The 23787-nt window shown below is 62.2% G+C and carries 20 protein-coding genes; 13 read left to right on the top strand and 7 right to left on the bottom strand.

Annotated features, from left to right (window positions below):
- Positions 1 to 2 precede the first annotated feature (2 nt).
- Positions 3 to 878 carry a LysR family transcriptional regulator gene (locus tag JV551A3_RS28605; RefSeq protein ID WP_133975864.1) on the bottom strand — a complete coding sequence of 292 codons (876 nt, stop codon included), beginning with the start codon at positions 876 to 878 and terminating at the stop codon, positions 3 to 5.
- Between the two features lie 124 nt (positions 879 to 1002).
- On the opposite strand from JV551A3_RS28605, the gene JV551A3_RS28600 reads away from it, so the two are divergent.
- The 3 genes from JV551A3_RS28600 to JV551A3_RS28590 are packed head-to-tail and all read left to right on the top strand — an operon-like array spanning position 1003 to position 3891.
- On the top strand, positions 1003 to 1983 hold the full coding sequence (locus JV551A3_RS28600) for a hypothetical protein (RefSeq protein WP_133975840.1): 981 nt from the start codon (positions 1003 to 1005) through the stop codon (positions 1981 to 1983).
- A 25-nt stretch (positions 1984 to 2008) separates the two neighbouring features.
- On the top strand, positions 2009 to 2968 hold the full coding sequence (locus JV551A3_RS28595; protein WP_133975838.1) for a 2OG-Fe(II) oxygenase: 960 nt from the start codon (positions 2009 to 2011) through the stop codon (positions 2966 to 2968).
- A 2-nt stretch (positions 2969 to 2970) separates the two neighbouring features.
- Positions 2971 to 3891, top strand: a complete 921-nt coding sequence (locus JV551A3_RS28590) for a DMT family transporter (RefSeq protein ID WP_133975836.1) — start codon at positions 2971 to 2973, stop codon at positions 3889 to 3891.
- A 17-nt stretch (positions 3892 to 3908) separates the two neighbouring features.
- Here JV551A3_RS28590 and JV551A3_RS28585 read toward each other — a convergent pair whose 3' ends face one another.
- The 5 genes from JV551A3_RS28585 to JV551A3_RS28565 form a co-directional block, all read right to left on the bottom strand.
- Entirely contained in the window at positions 3909 to 5711 is a 1803-nt protein-coding gene (locus JV551A3_RS28585; RefSeq protein ID WP_133975834.1) for an acyl-CoA dehydrogenase, read from the bottom strand.
- 185 nt (positions 5712 to 5896) lie between these two features.
- The gene (locus JV551A3_RS28580) at positions 5897 to 6133 is read right to left on the bottom strand and encodes a hypothetical protein (protein WP_133975832.1); all 237 of its coding nucleotides are present in this window, start codon (positions 6131 to 6133) and stop codon (positions 5897 to 5899) included.
- Positions 6134 to 6228: 95 nt separating this feature from the next.
- Positions 6229 to 6486: a hypothetical protein gene (locus tag JV551A3_RS28575; RefSeq protein WP_133975830.1), complete on the bottom strand. Its 258-nt coding sequence runs from the start codon at positions 6484 to 6486 to the stop codon at positions 6229 to 6231.
- Positions 6487 to 6694: 208 nt separating this feature from the next.
- Positions 6695 to 10648 carry a trifunctional transcriptional regulator/proline dehydrogenase/L-glutamate gamma-semialdehyde dehydrogenase gene (putA, locus tag JV551A3_RS28570; RefSeq protein ID WP_133975828.1) on the bottom strand — a complete coding sequence of 1318 codons (3954 nt, stop codon included), beginning with the start codon at positions 10646 to 10648 and terminating at the stop codon, positions 6695 to 6697.
- 31 nt (positions 10649 to 10679) lie between these two features.
- Positions 10680 to 10931, bottom strand: a complete 252-nt coding sequence (locus tag JV551A3_RS28565; protein ID WP_133975826.1) for a hypothetical protein — start codon at positions 10929 to 10931, stop codon at positions 10680 to 10682.
- 74 nt (positions 10932 to 11005) lie between these two features.
- Here JV551A3_RS28565 and putP point away from each other — a divergent pair, with 74 nt between their 5' ends.
- The 9 genes from putP (at position 11006) to JV551A3_RS28515 (ending at position 21902) form a co-directional block, all read left to right on the top strand.
- Positions 11006 to 12484 carry a sodium/proline symporter PutP gene (putP, locus tag JV551A3_RS28560; protein WP_133975824.1) on the top strand — a complete coding sequence of 493 codons (1479 nt, stop codon included), beginning with the start codon at positions 11006 to 11008 and terminating at the stop codon, positions 12482 to 12484.
- A gap of 185 nt (positions 12485 to 12669) precedes the next feature.
- Complete coding sequence (locus tag JV551A3_RS28555) at positions 12670 to 13506, top strand: 23S rRNA (adenine(2030)-N(6))-methyltransferase RlmJ (protein ID WP_133975822.1); 837 nt, start codon at positions 12670 to 12672, stop codon at positions 13504 to 13506.
- A 254-nt stretch (positions 13507 to 13760) separates the two neighbouring features.
- Positions 13761 to 15518 carry a carbamoyltransferase family protein gene (locus tag JV551A3_RS28545; RefSeq protein ID WP_133975818.1) on the top strand — a complete coding sequence of 586 codons (1758 nt, stop codon included), beginning with the start codon at positions 13761 to 13763 and terminating at the stop codon, positions 15516 to 15518.
- Positions 15502 to 16632 carry a glycosyltransferase gene (locus JV551A3_RS28540; protein WP_133975816.1) on the top strand — a complete coding sequence of 377 codons (1131 nt, stop codon included), beginning with the start codon at positions 15502 to 15504 and terminating at the stop codon, positions 16630 to 16632. Before JV551A3_RS28545 ends, JV551A3_RS28540 begins: the two co-directional genes overlap by 17 nt.
- Entirely contained in the window at positions 16632 to 17528 is an 897-nt protein-coding gene (locus JV551A3_RS28535; protein WP_133975814.1) for an antimicrobial resistance protein Mig-14, read from the top strand. The genes JV551A3_RS28540 and JV551A3_RS28535 overlap by 1 nt, the downstream gene beginning before the upstream one ends.
- Positions 17525 to 18928 carry a PIG-L deacetylase family protein gene (locus JV551A3_RS28530; protein WP_133975812.1) on the top strand — a complete coding sequence of 468 codons (1404 nt, stop codon included), beginning with the start codon at positions 17525 to 17527 and terminating at the stop codon, positions 18926 to 18928. The genes JV551A3_RS28535 and JV551A3_RS28530 overlap by 4 nt, the downstream gene beginning before the upstream one ends.
- 48 nt (positions 18929 to 18976) lie before the next feature.
- A complete protein-coding gene (locus JV551A3_RS28525) occupies positions 18977 to 19933 on the top strand; it encodes a glycosyltransferase family protein (protein WP_133975810.1) in 957 nt (318 codons plus the stop codon).
- Positions 19934 to 19999: 66 nt separating this feature from the next.
- On the top strand, positions 20000 to 20773 hold the full coding sequence (locus JV551A3_RS28520; protein ID WP_133975807.1) for a glycosyltransferase family 2 protein: 774 nt from the start codon (positions 20000 to 20002) through the stop codon (positions 20771 to 20773).
- 37 nt (positions 20774 to 20810) lie between these two features.
- Positions 20811 to 21902, top strand: a complete 1092-nt coding sequence (locus JV551A3_RS28515; protein WP_133979318.1) for a glycosyltransferase — start codon at positions 20811 to 20813, stop codon at positions 21900 to 21902.
- A 3-nt stretch (positions 21903 to 21905) separates the two neighbouring features.
- Here the strand turns inward: JV551A3_RS28515 and JV551A3_RS28510 are convergent, their stop codons facing one another.
- Entirely contained in the window at positions 21906 to 22511 is a 606-nt protein-coding gene (locus tag JV551A3_RS28510; protein WP_133979316.1) for a serine/threonine-protein kinase, read from the bottom strand.
- 100 nt (positions 22512 to 22611) lie between these two features.
- On the opposite strand from JV551A3_RS28510, the gene JV551A3_RS28505 reads away from it, so the two are divergent.
- Positions 22612 to 23787, top strand: coding sequence for an O-antigen ligase family protein (locus JV551A3_RS28505; RefSeq protein ID WP_133979314.1), 1176 nt, complete (start codon positions 22612 to 22614; stop codon positions 23785 to 23787).

Below are 23787 nucleotides of genomic sequence, written 5' to 3'. Positions count from 1 at the left end.
GATCAGCAGGGGCCAGGTGTTGCAGGCCCATCCTTCTGAATGGCGGCTTTCAAGATATCGTTCAGATGCGACGCGACATGGTGAGAGGTGTCCGTCAGCAGGTAGACGTGGTGCTCGGGGAGCTCGGGGAAGCCCATGCCTTCCACGTACGCAAGTGATGTATCACCACTGTCCAGCCCCTCGACAATACCAACTGCCAAGCCGCTTCTCATGCAGGCCAGCACCGCATGCCAGTTGGCGCTCTCCAGCAGGATGCGGTACGCAATGCCATGCGTCTTCAGTGCCTGCAATGCCGCCTCTCGGTACGGGCAGCCCTTCAATTGCAGGGCCAGTGGCAAGGGACGATCAGGGTCGTGCTGGAACCCTGGAGCTGCGGCCCAACGAGGCCTGGTCGAGCGAAGCCACTCCCCTTGCTCCCATGCTTCGCTGCTGACCGCCACTGCCAAGTCCAGGCGCTGTCGCGCAAACAGGTCGACGAGTTCTGCGCTGGACCGAGCTACGGCTTCCAGTTCCAGCTTCGGATTGCTGGCGACGAAAACTGGCAGGAAATCACTCATGAGGCTGGCTGCATATCCGTCTGGTACCCCAAGACGTACCTTGCCGGTCATTTGCTGTGGCGACAGCGTAGCCAGCAACCTGTCATGGGCCATCAGAAAACGTGTCGCCTCAACCAGCAGGTGTCGACCTGCCGGGGTCAACTCGACGGACTGGTTGCTGCGAGCAAACAGCTGTTGGCCGATCTGCTCCTCCAGCTTCTGGATCTGCGTGGTCACCGCCGACGGGCTGCGATGGACATAGTCGGCGGCATCCTTGAAACGCCCCAGCCGGGCTACTGCCTGGAAGGTTCTCAGTACGTTGATGTCGAGGCCTTTCCCCATTGAACCACCTGATTTGGCCGGATCGAACCAGCGCTTCGATTTAATCAACTGTACAGGCTTTATACCCCCTCCTACTGTGTGGGCAAGGCATAGCTACCCCCGAAATTGCAAAGGAATGATACGGATGAGCCTGAACGACTTCGTTGTAGATGCACTTGTGCGCACCCCCTCGTATCAGAATGCGCGGCTGTGGACTGTCGAGAACCATGAGAAGTACTCGACCCTGGAGCAGCCTGAGCCCTACCTTGAAGATGGGCATCATTTCAACCACGAGATATTTCTGCTCATGCGTGCCTTGAATGAACAAGGCGTGGGCGAGGACGGGCTTTGTGCCGACGCGCGGGGGCAGGGTGCGCTGAAAAGTGTCATCGGCAATGTTGCCGAGCGGTTGGCGGTGTTGAGCAGTGGGCGCCGACTGCACTACGTCGAGCTGGGCCCCGAGCCGATCAAGAGCACCTGCTTGCTGAGGCGAATAGCCCAGAGTTCAAGCTCCATCCGCTACACCGCCATCGATATCAACCAGACCTCGGAACCCGCGATGAGCGATGCCGTGCGTCCCATCGTGCAAGCCGATGGCAGCTTCAATTACATCGCCGCCGACTATCGCACCGTCACCCATGATGTTTTGCGCCACGATGAAGAACTCACCCTGATCACCTTGCTTGGTTTCCAGGAGGGTAACGAGCTGCCCGTGAGCACGGGGAGACTGATACGTAACCTTGCGGGTGGCATGACCTACATTCTTTCGGAAATGCAGGTTTACGAAGAGGGGCTTGAGCGGCCCATCCTCGCCTTCTATGGCAACCCCCACATGCTGCAGTTTTCCCGGATGGTCGCGCTTCAACAAGGCTTCGACCCATCGGGCGAGCATGAAGCCATCCTTGTACGTTTGCGAATCCTCGATGAGACGATCCATGTGGCCGTTACGCTGCAGCCAGTCCAGCGCCTGCAGCAACATGGCTATCTGCTGACCAACATCTGCCTCAAATACACGCCTGAACAATTCCGTCGCATCCGAGCCCGGCACTGCAACTGCAGCGTGGTGGACGAATTCGCCAGTGGGGACGGCACGGTGCGCTACCAGATTGCAAAGTACCTCCAGTAGTGATGACCAACGGGGACTGCACATCATGAACCACTCAGACACGTTACCCTTGTTCGAGCGCGGCGTTGGCCGCTTGAAGCTCGCGCTCAAATCAACGTGGAAGCGCACACCGCGTGCTTCGTCGCTATGCCGTGGAGAGCAGATAGCCTGGCGGGACGATTTGCTTCGGCGACCAGGGCCGACTGTCACGGACACCCGGACATTGGGGCAACTCGGCTATACCCAGAGCCCACACGCGAAGATCGCGGTGGATGCCATCACCGGCGTAGCTACCGTGCATCGGTTGTTCACTCCAGAGGGTGTCGCGGTATTGCAGGAGATCTGCGCTCGCCTGGAGGAAGGGGCAGGGGATAGCGACTGGATCATCTCCCGGCGTACGCGGGGTGTTACGGCACTGTCGTCGTTCATCCACGACATGATGTTCAGTCGCGCATTCCTTCTGGCTGTTTCGCGCATAGCCGGCGTGCCGCTGGTGCCGTACCCCATGCTCAACGCACGCTCGCAGATCAACTATTACTACCCCAAGCCTGGCGAGCGGCAGCAACAACTGGGCATGTGGCACACGGACGGCACCAATTACGTGCTGAACATCGTGCTGTCAGCGCCTTGCGACTACAGCGGAGGCGAATTCCTTTTCCACAATGGCACTGTCGATAACTTCGATGCCCTGGACTACCGTACTTTCGAAACCGCAAGGCTGGATGAGCCTGGCGATGCCCTGTTCATCCATGGCAGCCGCTTGTATCACGGTGTGCGGCCAGTGCTCAGCGGGCGCCGCATGTCTCTGGTGCTGTCCTTCCACTGCCCCTACTTCAGTGACGACTCCAACCGTTTCTGGCACCTGGCCTCTGACGACGGCATACCTGCGACCATTCCCAATTGGCTGGGCCTGCGTTGGGCTCTGTACCGATCGGCTGCTCGGCACTTTGCATGCACGGGCATCGAGCCGATCACCTTCGAGGATTTGTATCAGAGAGAGGTGTGAACATGCCGAGTAGCACGCCGTATCTGATCCTGCTGCAAGTCATCTTTGTCCTGTCCTGGAGTTCCGGCTTCATTGGTGCTCGGCTGGGCACGGAGGACGCTGGTGCCATAAACCTGCTGTTCTGGCGTTTCTTGCTGGTCTGCATCTGCCTGTTGCCCTTTGTCCTGCACCGGTTGCGTGTGCTGTCGTGGGCGCAGATAAGGTACAACGCCGTGATTGGTTTTCTGGCCCAGTTTGCCTACCTGGTAAGCGTTTACGTTGCCATTCGGGGCGGCCTGCCGGCGGGGATTGCTGCCATCATTTGCGCCTTGCAGCCATTGATCACGGCATCGATGAGCAGCAGGGGGCACGGAGAGCGCAGTGGTCGTCAGGAGTGGCTGGGGCTTGTACTTGGATTTGCGGGTGTCAGCGTGGTCATTCTGGGGGAGTACCGCCTGTCGACGGCCCGGCTTGAGCTCTGGCTGTACGCCCTGCCGCTGATCGCTGCAGTTACCCTGTCCATCGCCACGCTCTACCAGCGACGGCAATCGGTTATGGAGACAAACCACAGCAAGGACGGCTTGTTGACGCCTCTGTTCCTGCAGTCGACCGCAACGCTGGTTCTGCTCACCGCTACAGGCTTGCCGTTGGGCTTGATCGAAGTGCCTGCCAGCACCCAGGCCTGGGTGGCTGTCGCCTGGCTGACGCTATTCTCGACATTCATCGCTTATTTGAGCCTGTGGATGTTGCTGACCAAGCTGACGGCGACGCGTGTGTCGGCGCTGGTTTATCTGGAACCGCCGGTGACGTTGTTATGGGCTGCGTTGATGTTCGGCGACGCGATCCACTGGACAACGTACCTGGGCATTGCGGTAGTCGCTGCAGGAATCGCTATTGCTCGCAATCCCCGCAGTTCGGCATCACCCGCCAAGTGTGCTCAGTGATGCACTTCAAAGGCTGTCTAGAACCACTCGTCTTGCATGGCGAGACAGGTGTCGTCGCGCGCCTCGAGCAAGGCCAGTTCATTGTGGCACCCAGGTACTTCCCAGGTCAGGAAGTAACGTGCGGCCTGGAGCTTGCCAAGGTAGAACTCGCGGTCGGCGGGGTTGCCCTTGAGCAGGCCAAGCTCGGCATGAATCGCCTGTTCCAGCCAACGCCAGCCGATCACGCAGTGGCCGAAGGCCTTTAGGTACAGGGCCGAGTTGGCCAGGGCGCCGGCGACTTTGCCCTGGGCCAGGTCGCCCAGCAGGGTCAGGGTTACACCTTGCAGGCGGTTGACCAGTTGCTCCAGTGGCTGACGCAGTGGGTCGAGGTTCGGGTGGTGGCTGGCGCGCTCGCCGGTGGCAGCGATCAGGCGGATCAGTTGCTTGAGGCCGGCGCCATTGTTCTGTACCAGCTTGCGGCCGAGCAGGTCGAGCGACTGGATGCCCTCGGTACCCTCGTGGATCGGGTTCAGGCGGTTATCGCGGTAATACTGTTCAACCGGGTATTCGCGGGTGTAGCCATGGCCGCCGAGAACCTGGATCGCCAGTTCGTTGGCCTTCAGGCAGAACGTCGAGGGCCAGGACTTTACGATCGGGGTCAGCAGGTCGAGCAACTCCTGCGCCTGGTTGCGGGCATTTTCGTCGCTGCCGGTGTGGGTGTCGTCGAACAGCCGCGCTGCGTACAGGCCGAGGTCGAAGGCGCCTTCGACGTAGGCTTTCTGCGTCAGCAGCATGCGTTTCACATCAGTGTGTTCGATGATTGGCACCGCCGGGCTTTGCGGATCTTTGTTGTCCGCCAACCGCCCCTGCGGGCGCTGGCGGGCGTACTCCAGCGAATACAAGTAGCCGGCGTAGCCGAGCATCACTGCGCCCATGCCAACGCCGATGCGTGCCTCGTTCATCATCTGGAACATGCACGCCAGGCCGCGATGCGGCTGGCCGACCAGGTAGCCGACGCACTGGCCATTGTCACCGAAGTTAAGTGCAGTCGAGGTGGTGCCGCGCCAGCCCATCTTGTGAAACAGACCGGCCAGTAGCACATCGTTGCGCGGGCCACGGCTGCCATCTTCGTTGACCAGGTACTTGGGCACGATGAACAGTGAGATGCCCTTCACGCCGGGCGGTGCATCCGGCAGCTTGGCCAGCACCATGTGCACGATGTTTTCCGACAGCTCGTGATCACCGCCGGAGATGAAGATCTTGTTGCCCTTGAGCCGGTAGCTGCCGTCACCGGCAGGTTCGGCGCGGGTGCGGATATCGGCCAGTGACGAGCCGGCGTGAGGTTCGGTCAGGGCCATCGTGCCGAAGTAGCGGCCTTCGATCATCGGCTGCAGGAACAGGCGTTTCTGTTCATCGCTGCCGAAGCTCTCGATCAGGTTGGCCGCGCCCATGGTCAGGAACGGGTAGGCCGTGGTGCCGGCGTTGGCGGCCTGGAAGTGGGCGAAGCAGGCTTGCGAGACCAGGCTGGGCAGCTGCATGCCGCCGACCTCGAAGTCGCGGTTGGCGTTGAGGAAGCCGGCTTCGAGGAAGGCCTCGACAGCGGGTTTCACCTCGGGGATCAGCTCGGCGCGGCCGTCCACGTAGCGCGGCTCGTTTTCGTCGGCCTTGCGGTTGTGCGGGGCGAAGAACTTTTCGGCGATGGTGCGCGCGGTGGTCAGGGCAGCGTCGAAGGTTTCGCGGCTGTGCTCGGCGAAGCGTGGGCGCTGGATCAGGGCCTCGGCGTCGAGGACTTCGTAGAGTTCGAAGGCGAGGTTGCGAGAGCTGAGTAAAGTCTCGTCCATGTCGGCAGTCCTAGATACGGAAGGGTAGCCTGATACATTATCAGCACTGGCGACAAGGACGATTGATCGAAATGATCATCAAGGTGAGTTACTGCAAATATTGCATGTGCCTACTTTGGAGCGAAGGAGATAAAAGCCTTTCTTATGTAGGTCTTGAGTCCAGCGTTAACTAAAAGCTTTTAGTGCTAGTTGTCGATTCGGAGCTCGGTGAGTACAAATGGCGAAGCTGATTCATCGGTAGTGGCGACGATCTGGTAACTATCGTTGTGTGCGATTGTTACGAGAGCCGTATGTAATGCCTTGATGACAGTTTTGTCCACGACGACGTAGGATCGAAAGCCGCCGGAGGCGACATAAAGATTCGCTGAAACTTTGCCTTGTTCTGCAAAAAGGCTTATTTTATCAATGTTGAATTCGGCCATGGTGGTGCTCCTTCTGGATTGTTGAACTTGTTATAGATCAAGTTGGCTTTGCGCAAAGTCTGGCGAACAACTTCGAGCTCGGATGGGTGAAGGGGTTATTCCGAGAAATTACCGATCCTGACTTTTTCCAGCAGGATTGGATGGCCACTGGTTGTGATCGTGGCGTAAACCTTCAGTGGCTTGCCGGGTTGCAGCGCAGACTTTGCGGTGTGAAGAGCGTCAATCACGTTCATGTCCCGCACGACACAGCTCTGGAGCGGTCCGTTAGGCTGGTAGAGGTTGGTCCAGATTTCACCTTCATATTCTTCTTTGGCGAAGATCGTGATGCCATTAACTTCAATTTCTTTGTTCATTTTTCTCTCGCTGCTAGTGGATTGAGTGCGAGGCAAATGATCTCTCTTCGTGTGTGCCAATAAAACTGGCATTCTTACTAGGTTGATGAATTGAAAGTGGCTGAAGAGCGAGCGCTCGCAGTGCGCGTTATATGCGTCTTGCCAAGGGGCAGCTACGGAAACAAAAAAGGAGAGCCGAAGCTCTCCTTATCATGAACGGACTGCTTTCTCAGCCAATGGTCATCAGGCTGGCATTACCACCCGCAGCAGCAGTGTTCACACTCACCGCACGTTCGATCACCAAGCGCTCCAGCGCAATCTGGTGATCCCCGCTGGACAGCCCATGTACACCAACGATTGCCCCGGCACGCTTGGCTACCTGCTGGCACACGCCGCGCAGCTGGTCCGAGTCGCCATGGTGGATCACGGCGTCGAACGCCACTTCATCCTTGTTCCAGTCTGCCACCAGCTTGACCTTGGCCTGCAGCTCTCGCGGCAGGCGGGCACGCAGGGCCTTGCCTGGCTCGCCGTCAGCCCATACCGCCGAGCTGCCAACGGCCAGTACTGCGGCGAACTGCGCCAGCAGGTCGGCTTCGTTGTCGGCCAGGCACAGCACGTGCTCGCGTGGCAGGATGGTGTAGCTGTTGCGCTCGCCGGTCGGGCCTGGCAACAGGCGGGCGATGCCGCTCTGCGACTGGCTGGCGAACTGGCTGCACAGCGCGACCAGGTCGGCCAGCTGGTTGCTCTCGGCCCAGGACTTCAGGCCATGCAGCGGCTTGATCAGCTGTTCGTGCAGGGCGCGGTCAGGCTTGCCTTCGCCGTCCTGCTGCTGGAAGTGGCGGCCAATCGCGTCGGCCGGGCGGGTCGACAGCAGGCGGTACAGGTACAGCGGGCCGCCAGCTTTCGGGCCGGTGCCGGACAGGCCTTCACCACCGAACGGCTGAACACCCACCACCGCACCGACGATGTTGCGGTTGACGTACATGTTGCCGGCGTTGGCGGTTTCCACCACTTTGGCGATTGTTTCGTCGATGCGGGTGTGCACGCCGAGGGTCAGGCCGTAGCCGGAGTTGTTGATCTGCTCGATCAGCTGGTCCAGGTTGCGACGGTTGTAACGCACCACGTGCAGCACCGGGCCGAAGATTTCACGCTTGAGCTCGTCGAAGCTTTCCAGCTCGATCAGGGTCGGCATGACGAAGGTGCCGCGCTTGATCTCGGCAGCATCGGCAATCGCCACCTGGTAGACCGAGCGTCCTTTCTCACGCATGCCCTGGATGTGCTTCTCGATGCCGGCCTTGGCTTCGGCGTCGATCACCGGGCCGATGTCCACGGCCAGGCGGTCCGGGCAGCCCAGGCGGCTTTCGGCCATGGCGCCCTTGAGCATTTCGATCACGCGGTCGGCGGAGTCTTCCTGCAGGCACAGCACGCGCAGTGCCGAGCAACGCTGACCGGCGCTGTCGAAGGCCGAGGACACCACATCGATCACTACCTGCTCGGTCAGTGCCGAGGAATCGACGATCATCGCGTTCTGGCCACCCGTTTCGGCGATCAGCGGGATCGGGCGGCCCTGGTTGTCCAGGCGGCCGGCAACATTGCGCTGCAGCAGGCGGGCCACTTCGGTGGAACCGGTGAACATCACGCCTTTGACGCGCTCGTCACCCACCAGGCCGGCACCGACGGTTTCACCGCGGCCTGGCAGCAGTTGCAGCACGCCTTCAGGGATGCCGGCTTCCAGCAGCAGGCGCACGGCCTGCGCAGCGATCAGCGGGGTTTGCTCGGCCGGCTTGGCCAGGACCGGGTTGCCGGCGGCGAGCGCTGCGGCCACCTGACCGGTGAAGATCGCCAGCGGGAAGTTCCACGGGCTGATGCACACCACAGGGCCCAGCGGGCGGTGGGCGTCGTTGCTGAAATCGTTGCGTGCCTGCACCGCGTAATAGCGCAGGAAATCCACGGCTTCACGCACTTCGGCGATGGCGTTGGCGAAGGTCTTGCCGGCCTCGCGGATGAGCAGGCCCATCAGCGGCTGGATTTCGGCCTCCATCAGGTCGGCGGTGCGCTCCAGAATGGCGGCACGCTCGGCCGGCGGGGTGGCCTGCCAGATCGGTGCTGCATTCAGTGCGCACTGGATGGCATTGTCGACGTCGGCGACAGTGGCTTCCTGAACATGGCCGACCACGTCGCGGTGGTCCGCCGGGTTCAGCACCGGTGCGACTGCACCCTCGCTGGCGGCGCAGGCCAGCAGTGGCGTGGCTTTCCAGTCGTTGTGGGCGGTGGCCAGCATGGCGCAGGACAGCGATGCCAGGCGGTGTTCGTTGGCCATGTCGATGCCGGCCGAGTTGGCCCGCTCGCTGCCATACAGTTCACGCGGCAGCGGGATACGTGGGTGCGGCAGGCCTATGCTGCCTTCCTGGGTGCCCATGCGCTCGATGCTGGCGACCGGGTCGGCGACCAGTTCCTGGATGGAAATCGAGTGGTCGGCGATGCGGTTGACGAACGAGGTGTTGGCGCCGTTTTCCAGCAGGCGACGCACCAGGTAGGCCAGCAATGTTTCGTGGGTGCCGACCGGTGCATAGACGCGGCACGGGCGGTTCAGCTTGCCTTCGGAAATCTTGCCGACCACCTGCTCGTAAAGCGGCTCGCCCATGCCGTGCAGGCACTGGAACTCGTACTGGCCCGGGTAATAGTTCTGACCGGCAATGTGGTAGATGGCCGACAGGGTGTGGGCGTTGTGGGTGGCGAACTGCGGGTAGATGGCTTCTGGCACTGCCAGCAGCTTGCGGGCGCAGGCGACGTAGGACACGTCGGTGTACACCTTGCGGGTGTAGACCGGGTAGCCTTCCAGGCCTTCGACCTGGGCGCGCTTGATTTCGCTGTCCCAGTAGGCGCCTTTCACCAGGCGAATCATCAGGCGGTGGCGGCTGCGCTTGGCCAGGTCGATGACATAGTCGATCACATACGGGCAGCGTTTCTGATAGGCCTGGATGACGAAGCCGATACCGTTCCAGCCGGCCAGCGAAGGCTCGAAGCACAGGCGCTCGAGCAGGTCGAGCGACAGCTCCAGGCGGTCGGCTTCTTCGGCGTCGATGTTCAGGCCGATGTCGTACTGCTTGGCCAGCAGGGTCAGCGACAGCAGGCGCGGGTACAGCTCTTCCATCACGCGCTCGTACTGGGCGCGGCTGTAGCGCGGGTGCAGCGCCGACAGCTTGATCGAGATGCCCGGGCCTTCATAGATGCCACGGCCATGGGAGGCCTTGCCAATCGAGTGGATGGCCTGCTCGTAGGACGCCAGGTACTTCTGTGCGTCGTGCTCGGTCAGTGCGGCTTCGCCGAGCATGTCGTAGGAATAGCGGAAGCCCTTGGACTCGAAGCGGCTGGCGTTGGCCAGGGCTTCGGCGATGGTTTCGCCGGTAACGAACTGCTCGCCCATAAGGCGCATGGCCATGTCGACGCCCTTGCGGATCATCGGCTCGCCGCTCTTGCCGATAATGCGGGTGAGCGAAGAGGTGAGGCCGGATTCGTTGTGGGTGGACACCAGCTTGCCGGTCAGCAGCAGGCCCCAGGTGGCGGCGTTGACGAACAGCGACGGGCTGTTGCCCAGGTGCGGCTGCCAGTTGCCGGTGCTGATCTTGTCGCGGATCAGCGCGTCACGAGTGCCCTTGTCGGGGATGCGCAGCAAGGCTTCGGCCAGGCACATCAGTGCCACGCCTTCCTGGGACGACAGCGAGAACTCCTGCAGCAGGCCCTGGACGATGCCGGCACGACCGCCAGCGCTCTTCTGGTTACGCAGTTTTTCGGCGATGCCGGCGGCCATCTTGTTGGTCGCTTCGGCCAGCGGGGCGCTCAGGCGCGCCTGCTCCAGCAGCATCGGCACCACTTCCTGCTCGGGGCGGCGGTAGGCGGCGGTGATCGCCGAGCGCAGTACCGACTGCGGCAGGATGCTCTCGGCGAACTCGAGGAAGCACTGGTGGCTGTGTTCGGGCTGGACCTCTCCGGCGTCGTCAGCCAGGTTGCTGGCATGGCCGTTGAGTTCGGTCAGGGTGGCACCACCCTCGAGCTTCTCCAGGTAATTGAAGATCGCTTGCTTGATCAACCAGTGCGGGGTGCGGTCAATCGACTGCGCAGCTGCCTTGAGTCGCTCACGGGTCGGGTCATCGAGTTTGACCCCAAGGGTGGTCGTCGCCATTTCTTATCCTCGTTATTGCCACGGTTGTGGCCTAAGCTGACGCCAAGAGTAGCTGTAGGACAATTCGGGTGCAACCAGGTGCAACCCGAATTTTTGACGGAAAAGGTGCAACTCGTCCGACTGCCATTTTCATATTCTGAAAAGGGTCGTTTCTGGTGCGTTTTATTCTTGAAAGCAGGCTTTTTGCTCCAAAAAGGAGCAAAAAATCAGATTTTTCGGAAAATGCACGAGCAGGTGCAACTTGCAAATGAAAAATGGTTGCACCCGCTTTGCGTTGTTGCATACGATTCGCCGCCTGGGTGCAACCGCCATGGCTGCGGTTGTGCATGACATAAAAACAAACGCCAGGGCACACGCATGGGCAATCCACTAACGATCACTTTCGTGATCTATATCGCCGCAATGGTGCTGATCGGCTTCGCCGCCTATCGCTCCACCAACAACCTTTCCGACTACATCCTCGGCGGTCGCAGCCTGGGGAGTGTGGTCACCGCGCTTTCCGCCGGCGCTTCCGACATGAGTGGCTGGCTGCTGATGGGCCTGCCGGGCGCTATCTACTTCTCCGGCTTGTCCGAAGCCTGGATTGCCATCGGCCTCACCGTCGGCGCTTACCTGAACTGGCTGTTCGTCGCTGGCCGTCTGCGCGTGCAGACCGAGCACAACGGTGATGCGCTGACCCTGCCGGACTACTTCTCCAGCCGTTTCGAAGACAATAGCGGCCTGCTGCGGATCATCTCGGCCATCGTCATCCTGGTGTTCTTCACCATCTACTGCGCTTCCGGCATCGTTGCCGGTGCCCGCCTGTTCGAAAGCACCTTCGGCATGTCGTACGAAACCGCTCTGTGGGCCGGCGCCGCAGCGACCATCGCCTACACCTTCGTCGGTGGTTTCCTGGCGGTGAGCTGGACCGATACCGTGCAGGCGTCGCTGATGATCTTTGCGCTGATCCTCACCCCGGTGATCGTGCTGATCTCCACTGGCGGCTTCGACACCACCTTCGCTGCCATCGAGGCGGTGAACCCGGCCAACTTCGACATGCTCAAGGGCGCCACCTTCATCGGCATCATCTCGCTGATGGGCTGGGGTCTGGGCTACTTCGGCCAGCCGCACATCCTGGCGCGCTTCATGGCTGCCGACTCGGTGAAGTCGATCGCCAATGCCCGTCGCATCTCCATGACCTGGATGATCCTGTGCCTGGGCGGTACCTGCGCGGTGGGCTTCTTCGGCATCGCCTACTTCTCTGCGCACCCTGAACTGGCGGGCCCGGTCACCGAGAACCATGAGCGTGTGTTCATCGAACTGGCCAAGATCCTGTTCAACCCGTGGGTCGCCGGTGTGCTGCTGTCGGCCATCCTGGCTGCGGTGATGAGCACCTTGAGCTGCCAGCTGTTGGTGTGCTCCAGCGCCCTGACCGAAGACTTCTACAAGTCTTTCCTGCGCAAGAACGCTTCGCAGGTCGAGTTGGTGTGGGTTGGGCGCCTGATGGTGCTGGCCGTCGCCCTGATCGCCATCGCCATGGCTGCCAACCCGGAAAACCGCGTGCTGGGCCTGGTGGCTTACGCCTGGGCCGGCTTCGGTGCTGCTTTCGGCCCGGTGGTGCTGATTTCTGTGCTGTGGAAAGGCATGACCCGTAACGGCGCACTGGCCGGTATCGTGGTCGGCGCCCTGACCGTGATCCTGTGGAAGAACTTCGACACCCTCGGGTTGTACGAAATCATCCCGGGCTTCCTGTTCGCCAGCATCGCCATCATCGTGGTGAGCAAGCTGGGCAGCCCGTCGCAGGCGATGGTCAAGCGCTTCGAAACTGCTGATGCGGCGTATCACGCTGACAAGTAACACCGGTTGAATCGGCGGCGCCTGCTTCGCGGGTGAACCCGCTCCCACAGGTACCTCGCAGGCTTCGAGTTCTGTGCAACCCCTGTGGGAGCGGGTTTACCCGCGAAGAAGCCCCCGCCGATCAGCAGCCAGGCCTGACTCCGCCTGCAAGGCAAGGTAAACTTGCCACCCCCGCAGGAGTTGCCATGAACTATCGTCACGCCTTCCACGCCGGCAACCACGCCGACGTCCTCAAGCACATCGTGCTGACCCGCCTCATCGCCCTGATGTCGCGCAAGGAGCAGCCGTTCGCCTACATCGATACCCATGCCGGGCTCGGCCTGTATGACCTGCAGGGTGACCAGGCAACCCGCACCGGCGAGTACCTGGAAGGTGTCGCCCGTCTGTGGAATCGCGATGACCTGCCGGCCATGGCCGACGACTACCTGCGCATCATCAAGCGCCTGAATGCCGATGGCGAGCTGCGCTACTACCCCGGCTCGCCTGAACTGGCCCGCCGCCTGATGCGCCAGCAGGACCGCGCCCTGCTCAACGAGAAGCACCCAGAGGACGGGCCGCTGCTCAAGGAGAACATGAAGAAAGACCCGCGCGTGACCGTGCACCTGGGCGAAGGCTGGCATGTGCCGCGGGCCTTGCTGCCGGTTCAGGAAAAACGCGCGATCATGCTGATCGACCCGCCGTTCGAACAGGCTGATGAGCTCAAGCGCTGCACTACCGCCATGAAAGAAGCGATCGGCCGCATGCGCCAGACCGTCGCGGCAATCTGGTACCCGATCAAGGACCAGCGCTCGCTGACCCGCTTCTATCAGGATCTGACCAGCACCGGTGCGCCGAAGCTGCTGCGGGTCGAGTTGTATGTGCACCACCAGGACAGCCCGCAAGGCTTGAACGGCTCCGGCCTGGCCATCGCCAACCCGCCGTGGGGGCTGGAAGACGAACTGAAGGAGCTGCTGCCCTGGCTGGCCAAAGAGCTGGCGCAGACCGCCGGTAGCTACCGGATGGACTGGTTGATCGCTGAATAAGCGAACAGCGCAGGCCCATGAAACTCATGCGGTGTGGCTGAAATCCCTGGGGCCGCGGTGCGGCCCTTTCGCGACACAAGGCCGCTCCCACAAGGGTTGCACTATCCCTGTGGGAGCGGCCTTGTGTCGCGATCGAGGGCGCAGCCCTCGCAGAGGCATGCGCGTACTGCGCTTTGCGTTATAATCCCGCCCTTTAGCCGCCACCCGCCCAAGAGGCCGGTGGCGCATTTCTACCGAATGAAGAGGCTAATCCCTTGGCATTGACGATTCTTGGCCTGTCCGGCGCCCTTAGCCATGACCCTTCCGCGGCCTTGTACATTGACGGCAAACTGATTGCCGCCGCCGAAGAAGAGCGCTTCGTGCGTGACAAGCATGCGAAGAACCGCATGCCCTACGAGTCGGCGAAGTTCTGCCTGGAGCAGGCAGGCATCAAGCCATCCGACGTCGACGTGGTAGCCATCCCGTTCGCCCCGATCAGCCTGTTCGGCAAGGCGCGCTGGCACTATGCCAAGCGCTACTGGTACGCCCCGGACCGCGCCCTTGACGCCATCCTGATGGGCAACCGTCGCTACAAGCGCTACCGCAAGAAGATCGTCTGGTGCCTGGAGCAACTGGGCTTCGACCCGAAAAAGGTCAAGATCGAGCCGGTAGAGCACCACCTGGCCCACGCCTCCAGTGCCTACCACTGCTCGGGCTTCAAGGAAAAAACCGCAATTCTCGGCATCGATGGTAAAGGCGAATACGCCACCACCTTCTTTGGCTATGGTGAAAACGGCAAGATCCACAAGATCAAGGAGTTCTTCGACCCGGACTCGCTGGGCGGCCTGTACGGCGCGATCACCGAGTTCCTCGGCTTCGAGATGCTCGATGGCGAGTTCAAGGTCATGGGCATGGCGCCATATGGTGACGCCAGCAAGTACGACTTCTCTCGTCTGGCCAGCTTCGAAAACGGCGAACTGGTGATCAACACCGAATACGCCAACGTCATCGGCCTGCGCCGCTATAAAGAGAAGGGCAAGGGCTTCTACTTCTCGCCGAAGCTGATCGAATGGCTGGGCCCCAAGCGCGAAGGCGACATCGCCGACGAGCCGTACATCCATTACGCGGCCAGCATGCAGGCGCTGTTCGAGAAGATCGCCCTGCAGATGATCGACCACTACCTGGGCGACGTTCTGCGTGAAACCGGCAAGCTGGCCTTTGCCGGCGGTTGCGCGCTGAACGTCAAGCTCAACCAGAAGATCATCGCCCGCCCAGACCTGAAAGAGCTGTTCGTCCAGCCGGCTTCCGGTGACGCCGGTACCGCCGTGGGTGCTGCCGCCTACGTTTCCCACGCCCGTGGCGTGCCGGTCGAGAAGATGGAACACGTCTACCTCGGCCCTTCGTACTCCAACGAAGACGTTATCGCTGCCTGCGCCCGTCATCCGAACGCGCCGAAGTGGCGCAAGCTCGACGACATGCCGCAGCGCATCGCCAAAATCATGGTCGACGGCAACCCTGTGGCCTGGTTCCAGGGCCGCATGGAGTTCGGCCCCCGTGCCCTGGGCGGCCGTTCGATCATCGGTTGCCCGAGCGTGCCGGGCGTGGCCAACCGCATCAACGAGCAGATCAAGTTCCGCGAACGCTGGAGACCTTTCTGCCCGTCGATGCTCGACACCGTCGCCCCGCAAATGATCAAGGTCGACCACCCGGCGCCGTTCATGACCTTCACCTTCGAAGTGGCTGAAGAGTGGAAGACCCGCGTGCCGGAAGTGGTCCACGAGGACGGCACTTCGCGTGCCCAGGTGCTCAAGCGCGAGTACAACCCGCGCTACTACGACATGATGAAGGCGCTGGAAGACCTGACAGGCAACGGCGTGTCGCTGAACACCTCGCTGAACCGCCGTGGTGAACCGATGATCTGCTCGCCGACCGACGCCCTGAACATGTTCTTCGGCTCGGACCTGCAGTACCTGATCATGGAAGACATCCTGGTTGTGAAGGACGGCGCGGCCCCGTATGACCAGCCGCTCTGAACCGCGCATCCTGCAGTTCTGCCATGGCTATGACGGGCCGTTCCTGGACTGCGCCCGTCAGTACGCCAGCCTGTTCCAGGGGCATGGCTACCAGGTGACCACCGTGTTCCTCACCGGCGCCGCCGACCCGCAGGTAGCGGCTGGCTGCGCGTCGGACGAGGTGCTGTTCCTGGAGTTCAGCTCCAAGGCCGTGCGCGGCCTGAAACTCGGCGCCATCCGTGCGTTGCGGCGGATCGCGGCCGAGCGCAATTTCGCCTTCTGCATTGCCCATCGCTTCAAGCCGATCTACGTGGCGTTGCTGGGCACCGGCTTGCCGGTGATCGGCGTGCACCATGCTTTCGGTGACTACGAGCGCAAGGGGCGACGCATCTTCGCCAACCTGTTCAGCAAGCGCCTGAGCTTGCTGGGCGTGTCGGACGCAGTACGCGACGACATGCGCCGCTGTCTGCCGCAGTGGCCGGCAGAGCGTATCCAGACCCTGTACAACCGCATCGACATCGACGCCCTGCAAGCGGCCCTGGTACCACGCGCCGAGGCCCGCCAGGCCCTCGGCCTGGACGCCCAAGCGTGGATTGTCGGTAACGTCGGGCGCCTGCACCCGGACAAGGACCAGGCCACCCTGCTGCGTGGCTTTGCCGAAGCGCTGCCGGGGCTGCCCGCCGGCGCCCGCCTGGCAATCCTTGGCAAGGGCCGCCTGGAAGCCAGGCTCAAGGCCCAGGCCGCTGAGCTGGGCATTGCCGGGCAAGTGGACTTCCTTGGCCAGGTGCCGGATGCGCGGCGTTACTTCCAGGCGTTTGATGTGTTCGCCCTGAGCTCCGACCATGAGCCGTTCGGCATGGTCCTGCTCGAAGCCATGGTCGCCGGTGTACCGGTACTGGCCACGGCCTGTGGCGGCGCCCGTGAAGTGGTCGAGGGTGTTGGCGTGCTGTTCCCGCTGGGCGATGCCGGGCAGCTGGCCCAAGGCCTGAAGCACATGGCTGTGCTCGATGGGCAGCAGCGCCAGACATGTGCCGAGCATATGCTGCAGCGCCTGCGTGAACGCTTTTCCGACCAGGCGGTGCGCGAAGCATTCTGGCAGCTGCCGCAAGTTCGTGCGCTGGTGGGGCAGGCCTGATGCTCAACCGTATCCAGGCCTTCCGCGAGCGCGGTTGGCAAGTTATCGACGCCAAGGCCTACGCCGAGGCATGGGCCCGCTTTGGCGGAAGTGTCGCTACCCATCCACTGGTAGTCGAGCAACTGGCGGACCTGGCACAGATCCCGGTGCGTTACCTGGGTTGGCACCAGGCCGGCGAGCTGAAGGCCGCCATCCCCACCTGGGGGCGCCACCTTGCGCTGTCCAAGGATGTGCTCAAGCGTGCAGGTAAAAAGGCCCTGTTCGACCTGGGCAACGCCGAGATCATCCTGCCGGCGGCGGCAGATGCCGCTGCACCGTTGCGCCATGCCGCGCGCTACCTGTCCGAACTGAACCAGGGCCGCTTCAGCGGCCTCAAGGCGCAGAAGGAACAGCTGGCCATGGCCCGCGCCCACGAAGACCTGTCGAAGAAGTTCCGCTACAACCAGCGCCGCGAGCTGCGCCTGCTGGAAGAGGCGGGCGGCGTGGTGCGCCCGATCAGCGACTTCAGCGCGAAGGAAATCGCCAGCATGTACTGCGACCTGTTCCAGCGCCGCTGGGGCTTCCCGGCTACTGGTGCCGAGCGCATGGCCGAGGTGCTGGAACGCCTGCGCGAGCTGCTGATTGGCTCGGTGCTGCTGTTGGACGGCAAGCCGATCGCCATCCAGCTGGTGTACCGTGTCGAAGCGCCGGAATGGATAAGCGTCGAGTACATCAATGGCGGTGTCGACCCTGAAACCAAGGCCTTCAGCCCCGGTAGCGTGCTGAGCTTCCTCAATACCCAGGCCGCCTGGGAAGACGCCCGTGCGCGCAACAAGCCGCTGCGGTTCTCGTTCGGCCGTGCCGACCGCGAGTACAAGGACCGCTGGTGCAACCCCGTACCGGTGTATCAGGCGTGAGTCGCAAGCAGCAGTTGCTCAAGCGCCACCGGCGCAGCAAGCGCCTGGGCTTGCTGGCGGGGCTGGTCGCGCTGGTGGCCGTAGGTGTGTTCAGCTGGTGGTGGTTGCCACTACTGCTGTTGCCGCTGCTGTGGGCTGCCCATGAGGCCTGGTTTGCCGACCACCTGTTCTACGCGCCAGGCGAGGACTACGCCTACGACTTCGGCGAGCAGACGCGGGAAGCCCCTGCCAGCCTGAACGGCGGCCTGCTCAAGGCTGACTGTGCATTGCAAGGCAACGAAACCCTGATTCTCGAGCTGCAGGTGAAAAGCAGCTGGCTGGGACGCTTCCTCGACCCACAGGTCGAGCTGGTGGCTGGCGAGCAGGCCGACCGGCAAACCTTCGAGCGCGGCGTCGATGGCGTGCGCTTTCTCAACCTGACCGGCCTCGCCGCACCTCTGCAGGCTGGCGCGTTGCGCCTGCGTGGCCGGCATTGCCGGCTGTCAGGCCAGCCGCGCTTGTGGATAACCCCGGCGGTGGAGCTGCAACGGCGCCGGGTGATGGTGATCGCGCCGCATGCCGATGACGCCGAGCTGGCCGCTTACGGTCTATACAGCCAGGCTGACGAAACCTGGGTAGTGACCCTGACCGCCGGTGAGATCGAGGCCGAACACTATCAGCAGATGGGGCTGGCAAAGGCCGAGGCCGCGCGGCTGAAGGGCCGCCTGCGGGCCTGGGACAGTATTGCCGTGCCACGCTGGGCCGGTGTGGCGGAGTCGCGTTGTGTGCAGCTGGGCTACTTCTGCCTGCAACTGCCTGCCATGCAGGCCGCGCCAGACCAGCCGGCCGCTTCCCGCGAGGCTGACCTCGCCGATATTCGCGTGTTCCGCCAGTTCAACCCGTTCCCGCTGCCGGCCGACGGTGATGGCGCGCCGACCTGGCACAACCTGCTGGCCGACCTGCGGGCCTTGCTGGAAATGGCCAAGCCAGAGGTGCTGGTGATGCCGCACCCGCAGCTCGACCCGCACCCCGACCACATCTGTGCCCAGGCAGCGGTGCTGGAAGCCTTGCAAGGCCTGGCCTGGCAGCCGCAAACCCTGCTGTGCTACGCCAACCACCTGCATGACAACGACCGTTGGCCAATGGGCGACAGTGGTGATGGCGTGGCCTTGCCGCCACAGCTGAGTGTTGCCCAGGCCTGGGCCCCTTGCAGCCTGGTTCTGGACCTGGCGACCCAGCGCGACAAGGCCATGGCCCTGGGCATGATGCACGACCTGCAGCCGCCGGCGCCGTTCAAGCGTCGCCTGCGCCGCCTGTTGCAGCGCTGGCTGGCCGGGCGGCGGCCGTCGCCTTACGGCGAGAACGAATTTTTCCGCAAGGCCGTGCGCCGACATGAACTGTTCTGGCGGCGTGAGCTGTAGCCGCGCCCCATGGTTGACCGCGATGGCGCAGAGCGCCCAAGGAACCCAATGAAAGTCCTATTTCTGGTGCAGAAGGAACAGCGGGCGATTCTCGACCGCCTGTACGATGGCGTCGCGGCCAACTGCGAGTGCGACCTGCGCTGGCTGACCAGCGAAGACCAGCGCAACCTGCGCCGCTATTTCAAGCGTGAAGTGCAGGTCGAGCGCTATGACCGCATTGTCTTCTTCCTGCGTTTCAAGCAGGAAATCCGTCAGGTGGCATTCATCCGTACCGTGCCGAACCTGGTCATCCTCGAGCACGATGCTTACCAGAACTACATCCCGTGCAAATACACCGGCAAGTTCAGCGCCCATTACCGCAAGTTGCCTTGGGCGCGGGTAATCAGCTCCGGCTACATGGTCAGCGAGCGCCTGCGCCAGGAAGGTTTCGACGCCGTGTTCGTGCCCAAGGGCTACGACGAGCAGTTGCTTGCCGACCAGGGGCGTGAGCGCGACATCGAGCTGGCCTTCGTCGGCAGCACCAACAGCGTGGCCTACAGCGGCCGCAAGGCCTTGCTGGACGAGCTGGGCCGGGTCGAGAACCTGGTAGTCACTCGTACCAAGTCGGGTGAAGACTATTGCAACACGCTCAACCGGATCCGCTTCTTCGTCAGTGCCGACGTCGGCATGGGCGAATACATGATCAAGAACTTCGAAGCCATGGCCTGTGGCTGTGTGCTGCTGGCGTATGACCAGGGCGAGGAAGAGAACCGAGCGCTGGGCCTGCAGGACATGCACAACGTGGTGTTCTATGACAGCATCCCGACCCTCCAGGAAAAGCTCCACCGTTTGCGTGCGGACCCTGAGCTGGCCCGGCAGATTGCAGAAAATGGCCGCCATCTGGCGGTTTCCCGTTTCAGTTTCGGCGCAGTTGGACGTAGCATCGTCGACCATATGCGCCCGGCGCTCAGGCCCCATCCGCCGTTATCTGCATGGCAGCGGTTGCGCCTGAAGCTGGGCATCTAACATAAGAACTTTCGCGCCCAAGGAACGGGCGTTGAAAGTCGATAGTCGCAATGCGGAGGGAGTCCGGTGCGCTTTTCAAATGAGAGTGACGTCACGCTCGTCGTGACCAGTTGTGGGCGGTTCGATCTGCTCAAAGATACGCTTGAGAGTTTCGATCGCTACAACACCGCGCCCATTCGCGAAGTGTTCATCACCGAAGATTCCGGTGACGATGCCGTGCATGCCGCTGTGCCGGAACACTGGAAATCGCACTGCAAGGTGTTCGTCAACCGGCCCAAGCTGGGCCAGCTGCCGTCTATCGACCTGGCCTACAGCCACGTCAAGACGCCCTACATCTTTCACTGCGAGGATGACTGGCGCTTCTATCGCCAGGGCTTCGTCGAAGACTCACGGGCCATCCTGGAGGTCAGCCCCGACCTGTTGCAGGTGTGGCTGCGCAGCCATGCCCATGACCTGGCCATCCACAGTCCGTACATCCGCCTGGGCGATCGCCAGGTGATCGCCGGGGTGCCATGCTACCCGCTGCTGTCCGACAAGGCCGAGTGGCAGGCGTTTTCGCTCAACCCGGGGCTGCGTCGTTTGAGCGATTACCAGCGTTGCGCGCCATTTGCCGCCTATGCTGGAGAGAAGGCACTTTCCCGACGCTACGCTGAGTTAAACCTTACAGCGGTCACCCTGGAGGGTGATGCAGTATTGCACACCGGATTTGGTAATCACGTGACCTTGCCCATCGAAGTGAAGCGCAAGGCCAAACGTCGTAGACGTGATCGGATAAAGCTGGCATTGACGCTGGTGGCGGGTGCCGTGATCGGCATGGGAATCACCATTTTTGTTCAATGAAGTCGCTGTCCCACCTGACATGAGCGGGAGAGGGCCCATGAACATCGTCAATATGATGTGGGCGGGTGGAACGCCGTACATGTCCATCCACAAGGTGCATCGGCAGGTACTGTCGCACGCGGGTGCCGATGCCCGGATCAGTAACTGGCTGTTGCTGGGTAGCGGGCTCTGCTGTGGGCTTGGTTCGACCCGGGAATGGCATATGCCCGCACGAGCGCTGAAAGGGCGGCACTTCTGGCGCCTGTTGCGCCCATGGTTGCGCATGCGCTTGCGCAAGGCGCTGAACGAGGCCCAGGCTGAGGTCGTGCTCCTTGACGGTGTCGGTGTGGCGCGGTTGGTGTTGCCGTTGTTGCAGCAGGTTCCGCAGGTACGTGCCAAGGTGCTGTTCCACGGCAAGACGCGCCTGAATGCCAGTGATATTCGCCTGCTGCGCATGTTCCCTGCCGATCGGCTGAGCATCGCCGCCGTTTCGCAGACGCTTGCCACATCGCTCGAACACGACCTTGGCAGACCGGTGCAGACTTTGCGCATGGCCCTTGACCCGCTGGCTTTCGCCGAGCCGTTGCTAAGCCGGGAGGCGGCCAGGCGAGCCCTGCAATTGCCACCGGTAACCGGGGTGATGCTGGGTGCGGTCGGGCGGCTGGTGGAAAGCAAGGGTTTCGAGATGCTGATCGAGGCGTTCGCCAAGGCCTGTGTACGTCAGCCGAACCTGCAGTTGGCAATAATCGGTGAAGGCCCTCAGCATGAGGTGCTGCAAGCCCGTATCGACGCATTGGGCCTGGCCGGGCGTGTTCACTTGAGCGGTCACCGCGACGACCTGCAGCAGTTGTACCGGGCATTCGACTGGCTATTGGTGCCTTCGCGCTCCGAAGGCCTGGGGCTGGTGGTGCAGGAGGCGGTCATGGCCGATGTGCCGGTGGTGTGCAGCGACCTGCAGGTGTTCCGCGAGCAGCTGCAGGACACCGGTGGCTATTTGCCTGTAGCCAATGAAAATGCCTGGGCCGAGGCGATCGAACGTTGCTCGGTGCTCGGTGCCCCGGCGGTAGCTGCCCGGCAGCGTGAGGCGCTGGCGCCGGAGCAGGCCTGGCAAGCATTCTGCCACGGCTCGCAAAGCCTGCTGCGCAGCTGACGCTCAGCGTGCCAGCAGGGCTGCCTCGAAGGCGGCAAGGGGGAACCGGTCGCCCAGGTTCTCCCGCTCGATGTATCGCACCATATGCTGCACGTTGCGCCGAATCATGCGCGCCGACAGTGGCGGGCGCAGGAAGCGCATGTCGGCCACGTCGATCAGCCCCAGGTGCTGGTCGGGAGTGACCACCACATTGCCCAGGTGCAACGAGCGGAAGTACACGCCGCTGCGGTGCAGTTGACGGATCAGTTCGATCAGGCGCGGCAGGTAGGTGTCCCAGCTGAAACCTTCATCGCGCGACATCTGCAGTAAGGTACGCCCAGGCAGCGGGCGGTACAGCACGGCGGTGCGGCCTGGCAGGTCGAGCTTGTGCTGGCTGATTACTTCCAGTGTGGGGATGCCCAGTTGTGCAAGGCGTGCGGCGTTGTCGACGAAGCGCTGCGAGTACGGGCGCAGCAGTGCAGATGAAATCAACCGCTTTCTACGAAAAACCTTGAGGAAATTACCATCCGCGAGCAGGTAGACTTTGGCGCCATGGCTATCTGCCTCAAGCACCTGTGCGCCTTGTGTCAGCTGATCGAAGTCGACCTGGGGGAGCCGGGAGCATTGCATGAATAGAGCCTTGTCGTCGGGCGAACAGAATGACCGGCAATAATGCCGAAAATAATGTTGTAGCACCATTGGATGGTGTCTTTGGTTCATCGGGGGAAGGATGTTGTATCAAAAAAGCTGGGCGCAAGCCTGGTTGGGGTTTGGTCTGGTCTGGTTCCTGGCAGCGATTGCCCTGGCACCGAGCAACAAGGTCTATCAGCAAGGCCTGGTGCTGTTCCTGTGGTTACCGACGCTGGTAATGGCGTGGTCCGCGAGGCAGGTCATCGTACAGGCCTGGCGGCGTCAGCCTGCCTTGTGGGGGAGTGTGTCGTTGCTGCTCGCGTGGAGCGGGCTCAGCCTGGTCTGGTCGGCTGCAGAAGACCCGGGGCGCGAGGCCAAGCGCCTGCTCTACATCCTGGTATTCCTGCTGGCGTTCCCGCTACTGGGCCAGCTCGGTCAGGCCCGCATTCGTCAACTGCTGCTGGCCGGCAGCGCCTTGCTGGCCGTTGCCGCACTGGTTTCGGTCATCCATTTCTATGGTGTGCTGGGCATGCCTTTGCTGGCACGCCTGGAGGGCATCGGCGAGATATCGCACCCGATCCTGGGCGCCTATGTCATCGGTGCGGCCGTGCTTTTCCTGCTTTACGAGCCGCCGCGGCAACGTGGCCTGCAGTTGTTGTGGCTGGCGGCACTGGTTTGCCTGGGCCTGTTTGCCATGCTCAGCCAGAGCCGTGGGGCAATCCTGGCCTTGGTACTCACCGTGATCCTGGCGCCGCTGTGGTTCCGTGACCGCCACAGCCGGGTGTTCGCCATGCTGGCGGCCATCGCCACCGGCCTGGCCTTCTATCTTGTGTACGACGTGATCGCCCACCGCGGCTCGTCCTACCGGCCGGAAATCTTCCATGCTGTGGTTGACATGATCGCCGCGCACCCGTGGACCGGGCTTGGCCTGGGTGCTGCCTACGATGTGAGTGCTGTGGGCAAGCACTTCGACCATACCCACAACATGTTCACCCACATCGCCGTGGAGATGGGCCTGCCCGGCATGCTGCTGTGGGTCATGGTGTGGCTGTACACCCTGGGTGAAATCGTACGCGCACGCGGCACGCTGTTCGGCAAGATCCTGCTCGGCTTCTGGGTGTACTCCACCCTGGCGATGCAGTTCGATGCCGCCAGCCTCACCGGTACGCCACGTGCCGAATGGTTCATCAGCTGGCTGCCCGTGGGCCTGGCCATGTTGCTGCCATGGGGGAGTGCCGAAAATGGCGCCTGTGGTAAAATTTCCGGTTCAACCTGA

The sequence above is a fragment of the Pseudomonas inefficax genome (genome assembly GCF_900277125.1).
In the GTDB taxonomy this organism is placed as follows: domain Bacteria; phylum Pseudomonadota; class Gammaproteobacteria; order Pseudomonadales; family Pseudomonadaceae; genus Aquipseudomonas; species Aquipseudomonas inefficax.
This window is presented reverse-complemented; position numbering and strand designations above follow the sequence as displayed.

Coding starts and splice junctions, on each gene's coding strand:
- JV551A3_RS28585 (WP_133975834.1), bottom strand. CDS start 5,711: ATGGACGAGACTTTACTCAGCTCTCGCAACCTCGCCTTCGAACTCTAC.
- JV551A3_RS28555 (WP_133975822.1), top strand. CDS start 12,670: ATGAACTATCGTCACGCCTTCCACGCCGGCAACCACGCCGACGTCCTC.
- JV551A3_RS28600 (WP_133975840.1), top strand. CDS start 1,003: ATGAGCCTGAACGACTTCGTTGTAGATGCACTTGTGCGCACCCCCTCG.
- JV551A3_RS28515 (WP_133979318.1), top strand. CDS start 20,811: ATGAACATCGTCAATATGATGTGGGCGGGTGGAACGCCGTACATGTCC.
- JV551A3_RS28535 (WP_133975814.1), top strand. CDS start 16,632: ATGCTCAACCGTATCCAGGCCTTCCGCGAGCGCGGTTGGCAAGTTATC.
- JV551A3_RS28525 (WP_133975810.1), top strand. CDS start 18,977: ATGAAAGTCCTATTTCTGGTGCAGAAGGAACAGCGGGCGATTCTCGAC.
- JV551A3_RS28590 (WP_133975836.1), top strand. CDS start 2,971: ATGCCGAGTAGCACGCCGTATCTGATCCTGCTGCAAGTCATCTTTGTC.
- putA (WP_133975828.1), bottom strand. CDS start 10,648: ATGGCGACGACCACCCTTGGGGTCAAACTCGATGACCCGACCCGTGAG.
- JV551A3_RS28510 (WP_133979316.1), bottom strand. CDS start 22,511: ATGCAATGCTCCCGGCTCCCCCAGGTCGACTTCGATCAGCTGACACAA.
- putP (WP_133975824.1), top strand. CDS start 11,006: ATGGGCAATCCACTAACGATCACTTTCGTGATCTATATCGCCGCAATG.
- JV551A3_RS28595 (WP_133975838.1), top strand. CDS start 2,009: ATGAACCACTCAGACACGTTACCCTTGTTCGAGCGCGGCGTTGGCCGC.
- JV551A3_RS28605 (WP_133975864.1), bottom strand. CDS start 878: ATGGGGAAAGGCCTCGACATCAACGTACTGAGAACCTTCCAGGCAGTA.
- JV551A3_RS28575 (WP_133975830.1), bottom strand. CDS start 6,486: ATGAACAAAGAAATTGAAGTTAATGGCATCACGATCTTCGCCAAAGAA.
- JV551A3_RS28540 (WP_133975816.1), top strand. CDS start 15,502: ATGACCAGCCGCTCTGAACCGCGCATCCTGCAGTTCTGCCATGGCTAT.
- JV551A3_RS28580 (WP_133975832.1), bottom strand. CDS start 6,133: ATGGCCGAATTCAACATTGATAAAATAAGCCTTTTTGCAGAACAAGGC.
- JV551A3_RS28505 (WP_133979314.1), top strand. CDS start 22,612: ATGTTGTATCAAAAAAGCTGGGCGCAAGCCTGGTTGGGGTTTGGTCTG.
- JV551A3_RS28565 (WP_133975826.1), bottom strand. CDS start 10,931: ATGCAACAACGCAAAGCGGGTGCAACCATTTTTCATTTGCAAGTTGCA.